Origin of the sequence: Rhodoferax sp., assembly GCF_014859475.1 — a bacterium.
Lineage (GTDB): Bacteria > Pseudomonadota > Gammaproteobacteria > Burkholderiales > Burkholderiaceae_C > Rhodoferax.
This window is the reverse complement of record NZ_JACUUE010000148.1, coordinates 1-6394: the sequence shown is the minus strand read 5'-3', so window position 1 is coordinate 6394 and position 6394 is coordinate 1. Positions and strand designations below refer to the sequence as shown.

6 protein-coding genes are annotated in these 6394 nt (G+C 62.5%); 1 reads left to right on the top strand and 5 read right to left on the bottom strand.

Annotated features, from left to right (window positions below):
* Positions 1 to 269: hypothetical protein (locus IBX54_RS11420; protein WP_296542778.1), on the top strand; the 269-nt coding region annotated here is incomplete at its 5' end.
* A 119-nt stretch (positions 270 to 388) separates the two neighbouring features.
* Here IBX54_RS11420 and IBX54_RS11415 read toward each other — a convergent pair.
* From IBX54_RS11415 to IBX54_RS11395, 5 genes are read right to left on the bottom strand one after another with little or no spacing between them, the layout of a single operon-like run.
* The gene (locus tag IBX54_RS11415; protein WP_296542777.1) at positions 389 to 2563 is read right to left on the bottom strand and encodes an exonuclease domain-containing protein; all 2175 of its coding nucleotides are present in this window, start codon (positions 2561 to 2563) and stop codon (positions 389 to 391) included.
* Positions 2560 to 2934 carry a response regulator gene (locus IBX54_RS11410; protein ID WP_296542776.1) on the bottom strand — a complete coding sequence of 125 codons (375 nt, stop codon included), beginning with the start codon at positions 2932 to 2934 and terminating at the stop codon, positions 2560 to 2562. The genes IBX54_RS11415 and IBX54_RS11410 overlap by 4 nt, the downstream gene beginning before the upstream one ends.
* A gap of 12 nt (positions 2935 to 2946) precedes the next feature.
* Entirely contained in the window at positions 2947 to 5673 is a 2727-nt protein-coding gene (locus tag IBX54_RS11405; protein ID WP_296542775.1) for a sensor histidine kinase, read from the bottom strand.
* Between the two features lies 1 nt (position 5674).
* Positions 5675 to 5887 carry a hypothetical protein gene (locus IBX54_RS11400; protein WP_296542774.1) on the bottom strand — a complete coding sequence of 71 codons (213 nt, stop codon included), beginning with the start codon at positions 5885 to 5887 and terminating at the stop codon, positions 5675 to 5677.
* Positions 5888 to 5924: 37 nt separating this feature from the next.
* Positions 5925 to 6278 carry a hypothetical protein gene (locus IBX54_RS11395; protein ID WP_296542773.1) on the bottom strand — a complete coding sequence of 118 codons (354 nt, stop codon included), beginning with the start codon at positions 6276 to 6278 and terminating at the stop codon, positions 5925 to 5927.
* Between the last annotated feature and the right edge of the window lie 116 nt (positions 6279 to 6394).

Genomic DNA, 6394 nt, shown 5'->3' with positions numbered 1-6394 from the left:
AATCCATGTCCCCGGAAGTCATGGATCGCCGCGCTACGCTCGCGATGACGAAGTCGCTGTTCAAGGTCCGTTTGCGGTATCGGACCAGATACGGCGGGCCCGCAATGACGATGTCGCTGTTCAAGGTCCGTTTGCGGTATTGGGCCGGATACGGGGGGCTCGCAATGACGGCCAGCGCGACATTCCACGCGGCTGTCACTGGTTCTTTCACCCCCAACCCAGCACTGCAAGATACCATGACCGCGGCCGCCCGGGTCAAACGAACTTGAAGAGCTGCGCCAGCGCAGTGTCTGGCTTTGGGGGCTGACGATTGCTGGTACCCCAGTATGAGAAAGCCGCCAAAGCCAACCGCTACGCGGATAACGGATAACAGCGTCCACTCAAACCATCAGTATTTCAAGCGCGCGTAATAGGTTTTTTGCGCCGCCTCGCGCGCCTGGCGCAGGGTGGTGATGCCCATGGCCTGCAACAGTGGCAGCAGGCGCAACCAGACTTCCGCCGTGACCATGGCGTCGCCCAGAGCGGTGTGGCGGCCCAGCACCGTGATGTTGAAGCGCTCAGCGATCGCCTCCAGGCGGTGCGATTCCTGATTGGGGTGCACCACCGCCGACAACAGCAGGGTGTCGAGCACCGGGTGGTTGAACACCAGCCCGGTGTGGCGCTCCTGCAGCTGCAAAAACTTCATGTCAAAGGCGGCGTTGTGCGCCACCAGCACGGTGTCCTGGGCAAAGGTGTAAAAGGCCGGCAGCACCTCGGTGATCGGCGGCTTGCCCTTGACCATGTCCTGCGTGATGCCGTGGATCGGGATGGTGGCCGCCGGGATCAGCCGCTTCGGGTCCACCAGTTGCTCAAAACTCTCTTGCCGCAGCAGCTTGCCATTGACGATGCGCGCCGCACCGATCTGGATGATCTGGTCGCCCTCCGACGGATTCAGGCCGGTGGTCTCGGTGTCGAACACCGTAAAAGACAGCTCGCTGAGCAGCCGGTCTTCAAGTGCGCTGCTCTGGTCGGTGGTCTGGAACAGGTCGAAGTCGTAGTACTCGGGGCGACTGTCGTTGTGCAGAATCTGGGTGGCTTCAAGTTGCTCCTGCACGCTGGCCATGGGCAATAAAAACCTGAAAAATGCCTCGTGGCGCACGCGTTCGCGCTCGAACCACATCTCGCCGCCATGGCGTTCCACCACGTCGCGCACAGTCAAAGGGGTGCTCTCGGCGCCAAAGCGCATGCTGTCCATTTCCCAGCTCATCACGGTCTCGGTGCTCATGACCTGGCCGGTCCAGATCAGGTCGAGCTGGGCCCGGCTGCCGTTGGCCTGCAGGCGCAGCCGGAAAAACTTGACGTCAAACTCGTCAACGAGGCGCATGGCCAGGTAGTCGAGCGCCTGCGTCAGGCTGAAGCTATCGACCTTGAGCCAGACGCTGGCATCCAGGTTTTCCAGCGTCACCGGGCGCTTGTTGCGCGCCTCGATGCGGCGCTGCGTGGCCAGCAGCACGTCGGCGCCGAGCATTTCCTCGAGCGGCCAGCGCGCCTTGAGGCCCTGCGTGGCCTGTTGCGTCATGTCGTTGATGCGTGCGCTCATGCTGTGCACTTCTTCGCGCACCACGGCCAGAAAGCGCTCGCGCATGGGCGCTTCAATATCGGGGTAAGCCAGCATCTCGACCGCCGCCTGAATGTTGGCCAGCGAAGAGCGGCTGCCCTCGGTCAGGCCGTGCAGCAACTGGTCGCGCAAATGCTCTTCTTCAAAAGCGCGGGTCACGTTGTCGAGCATCAGCACGAAGCCGCTGATCTCGCTCGCGCCGCCCATTGCGTCAACATTGCGCACCGGTGCCATTTGCACCTTGAGCAACTGCCCGGCTTGCGTGGTGGTAACGAACTGGGCCGACGGACTGCCGGCCCCACGGCTGATGCGCTGCTGGATGCTCTCCAGCGCGTGCGCCACCAGTTGCCGGTCGAACACGGCGTAAATGGAGCGCCCGATGCCCACCAACTCGGCGCCACCGGCCAGCGTGGGCGCCACCGACAGCGCCTTGAATTGCAGCCGGGCGCGGTTGTTGTACAAAATGATGCGGCCATCCAGGTTGCACACCACCACGCTTTGCGTGAGCTCGCTCATCAGCGCGGCCAGGCGGTTTTTTTCCTGCTGCACGCTGGCACTGGCCTGGGCAATTTGGCTGGCGACGTCGGCGCGCAAGGTGTCGCGCTGGGCGGCGAGTTCAAATATTACCTCGGCCAGCGCCTGGGTCTCAGTGGTGCCCTGGTGGTTCATGGGCGCGGCCTGCGGCGCCGCCAGCAGCACCTTGGTTTGCTCCAGCAAGCGCCCTGGCGCGCTGGCATAGCGCCTGAACAACCAGCGCAGCGTGGCAGCAATGGCCACCAGGCCAAAGACCCAGGTCATGCCGATCAGCACAAAACGGGGCGCCAGCTGCTCTGCCAGCAAATCACGCTGCTCGGGCTCCAAGGTGGAGGCAATCAAGCCGAACGTGATCAGCAGCCAGAGCAGTGTGGCCAAACCGATCACGCCGATCGCCAGGATCAGCCGGCGGTCAATCTTGAGCCGGCTCATGCGGGTCGGCCCAGCATCTCCGCCACCTTCTGCACCAGTTCCTTGGTGGCAAAAGGCTTTGTCATGTAGGCGTCAGCGCCCAGCGCCAGCCCTTTGGCGACATCGGTATCGCGCCCCTTGGCAGTCAGCATCAGGATTTTGGTGGCCTGCACCGCCTCCAGGCCGCGCACTTCCTGGCAGACCTCGAAACCGGTCTTTTTGGGCATCATGACATCGAGCAAAACCAGGTCGGGTTGTTCCCGAACGATGGTCTCCACCGCCTCCTGGCCGTCGCGCGCAATAACCACGTTGTAGCCTTCACGCTTGAGCAGGTACTCCAGCGAAATCACGATGTTGGGCTCGTCGTCGGCCACCAGTATTTTTGGATTCATCTCGCTCCTCTTTTATATTTTGAAAGGCAGGTAACAGCAAAATGCCGCCCCCTGCCCGGGTTGTGACTCCAGCCACAGTTTGCCGCCAAAATGCTCCACAATCTGACGGCTGATCGGCAGCCCCAGGCCCGTTCCCTGCGGCCGGTTGGCGGCATCGCCGCCCTGGCGGAATTTTTCGAAAATCAGCGCCTGTTGCTCTGCACTTACGCCGGGGCCGTTGTCGCGCACGGTGACTGTCACGCCTGTATCGTCGCTACTCAGGCTTACATCAACCCGACCGCCTGGCACCGGCACAAACTTGGCCGCATTGGAGAGCAAATTGAGCAGCACCTGGGTCAGCCGGTCGGGGTCGGCCATCAGCACCAACGGCTGCGCCGGCGCCGGCACCTGCACATGCACTTGCGTCTGGCGCTCGCGGAACAGCTCGGACGTGGTCACCACCGCCTGTTGCACCAGCGCGCACAAGTCCACCTCGGCGTTGTGCCACTCGGCATGGCCCGACTCGATTTTGGCCATGTCGAGCACCTGGTTCACCAGCCGCGACAAACGCCCGGTTTCGCTGACGATGATGGCGATGAACTGGCAGCGCTGCGCCTCTGGCATGTCGGGGTCGTCGCGCATCAGCTCGGCCAGCGCCCGGATCGACGTGAGCGGGGTGCGCAGCTCGTGCGTCACCGACGACATGAAGTCGTCCTTGAGCCGGTCCAGGCTCTTGAGCTGCTCATTGGCGGCGCGTAACTCGCGCGTGGCGCGCTCCAGCGAATTGGATTTTTCTTCCAGTTCCTGGGAGTACGCGCGCAACTGCGAGGTTTCGTCCAGAATGCGCAGCACGTCGTCGGGCGTCAGGGTTTCTTCTTCGACACTGCTGGCCACCAGCACGCGCGCCGAAGCACTGCCCACCGCGCCGGCCAACTGGGTCTCGACAAACTGCACCAGGCGCGCGTCTGGCGTGATGGCGCTCGGGCTGCTCGCGCCCACCTGGCGCGCGTAAGCCGAAAACAGGGCTTGCGCCCGCTCCATGCCCATGAAGCGCTCACACAGGCGCAGCAAATCAGGCACGGTGGCGCGGCCGCGCCAGAACACCGGCCGGGCCGTGGTGGTGCGCTCGAACACATCGACAAACAGCAGCGCCTGGCTGGCTTCCTGGCCGCTGGGCGCGCGCCATAGCGACAGGCCCACATAGGCACCGATGTTGACAAGCAGACTCCAGAACAGCGAATGGGTCAGGTTGTCCAGGCCCTGCAGGCCGAACAGTTGCTCGGGCCGCAACCAGTCCAGCCCCCACAGACCTTGCGTCAGAAATGCATCGGGCAACCAGCCCGACTTGGCCAGCGAGGGCAGCATCAGCGTGTAGCCCCACATCACAAAGCCGGCCAGCAGTCCTGCCAGCGCGCCCTGGCGCGAGGCACCTTTCCAGTACAAGCCCCCCAGCACGGCGGGCGCAAACTGCGCCACGGCAGCAAAGCTGATGAGCCCGATGCTGACCAGCGCATAGGCTTCGTTGGCCAGGTGAAAATAGACATAACCCAGCACCAGCACACCCAGAATGGCGGCACGGCGAATGTTCAGGAGCACGCGGGTCAGGTCGTTACCCGCCTCGGACTTGAAGTGGGCGGTGCGCAGCAACAGCGGCATCACCAGCTCGTTGCAAACCATGGTCGAGACCGCAATGGTCTCCACGATCACCATGCCGGTGGCCGCCGACAAGCCGCCAATGAAGGCAAACAAGGCCAGCGCTGGCTGCCCCGCCGCCAGCGGCAGCGACAACACAAAGTTGTCGGCATTGACATGGGCGCCGTCAAAATACAACATGCCGCCCAGCGCAATCGGCAGCACGAACAAATTGATGGCCAGCAGGTACAGCGGAAACACCCAGACCGCGCGGCGCAAATGGCTCTCGCGCACATTTTCCACCACCATGACCTGAAACTGGCGCGGCAAGAAAATGACCGACAACATCGACAGCAGCGTCAGCGCAAACCACTGCGTCCAGGCAAAGCTGCCGCCCTGCTCAAGGCGCAACAGTTTGGCCAGGTCCGGCACCACGTGCGCCCGCGTGAACAAATCTTCGAGGCCATTGAAGAGGCCATAAACCACAAACAAGCCCACCGCCAGAAAGGCAATCAGCTTAACCACCGACTCGAAGGCAATCGCCGCCACCATGCCCTCATGACGCTCGGCCGAATCCAGGTGGCGGGCGCCAAACACCATGGTGAAACCCGCCAGCGCCAGCGCCATGTAAAACGTGCTGTCCTGCGTCCAGTGCGCCCGCATCGGCACATCACCCACCGCGCTTGCCGTGAGCAGGCCATAGCCGGCAGAAATGGCCTTAAGCTGCAGCGCGATGTAGGGCACGATGCCGACCACGGCAATCAGCGTGACCAGCCCTGCGAGCAGCGGGCTTTTGCCATAGCGGCTGCCAATGAAGTCGGCAATCGAGGTGATGCGGTAGGCCTTGGCGATGCGGATCATCTTGCGCAGCACCAGCCAGCCCAGCGTCATGGCCAGCGTCGGCCCCAGGTAGATCGGTAAAAACCAGATGCCACCCGAGGCGGCGCGGCCAACGCTGCCAAAATAAGTCCAGGCCGTGCAATACACCGCCAGCGACAAGGCATAAGTCCAGGGGTTGGCAATGATCGAGCGGCCCTGGGCGGCGCGCCAGTCGCCAAAACTGGCCACGGCAAAGAGCAGCAGCAAGTAAGCAAACGAGGCACCGATGACCAGTACGGGCGACAGCACGTTAGTCCTTTGCGTCAGCGTCGCTGTGGCGTTCCATCAGCCAGGCCAACGCCACGATCAACAGCGCCCACAGTAGCATCAGGGCAGTTGGGAGCAGAGGCAGGCCAAACACGCTGGCATCGACATCCCACAAGCCCAGCAGCGGAAAATTGAGCACCAGCCAGCCGCAGAAAAACAAGGCTACCAAGCGTGGGGTTGTCAGGCTGTTGGTCATGTGCGCGACCCGGATCAATGGTGGCTGTCGGTACCGCTCAGGCCTTGCCCTTGGCCCAACTGGCGTGGGCATGGCGGCTGAGCGCAAAACTGGCGATGAATTTGCACCAGAGGGTGCTGCCAGCCAGGGCACTCCAGACGCTGTACTCCCAGAAACCGCCCAGTACGGCCACAATCACTGCCAGCAGAATGACCCCGGCCACCAAGTTGATGACCATCTCGTAGGGGGCAAATTTTTCAGGGTTGGGAGGCGCCTCGCCACGTTTGATGGCCACTTCAGAAAAGTCGCGCTTCACCACGATGCGCCAGGCCCGACGCAGCCAGACAAAGCTGATAGGGAAGAGCGCCAAAAACAAAATCCACGTCATTGCGACGCTGATATCAAACACCATGCCAAGCTCCAGTTCCAGTAAAAAAGCCCTGCCAGCAAGGCCGACAGGGCTTTCATTGTCACCCCAGCCTGCACAGGCAGGCAAGCGGGTGACTCAGATCATCAAAACACCTTTTA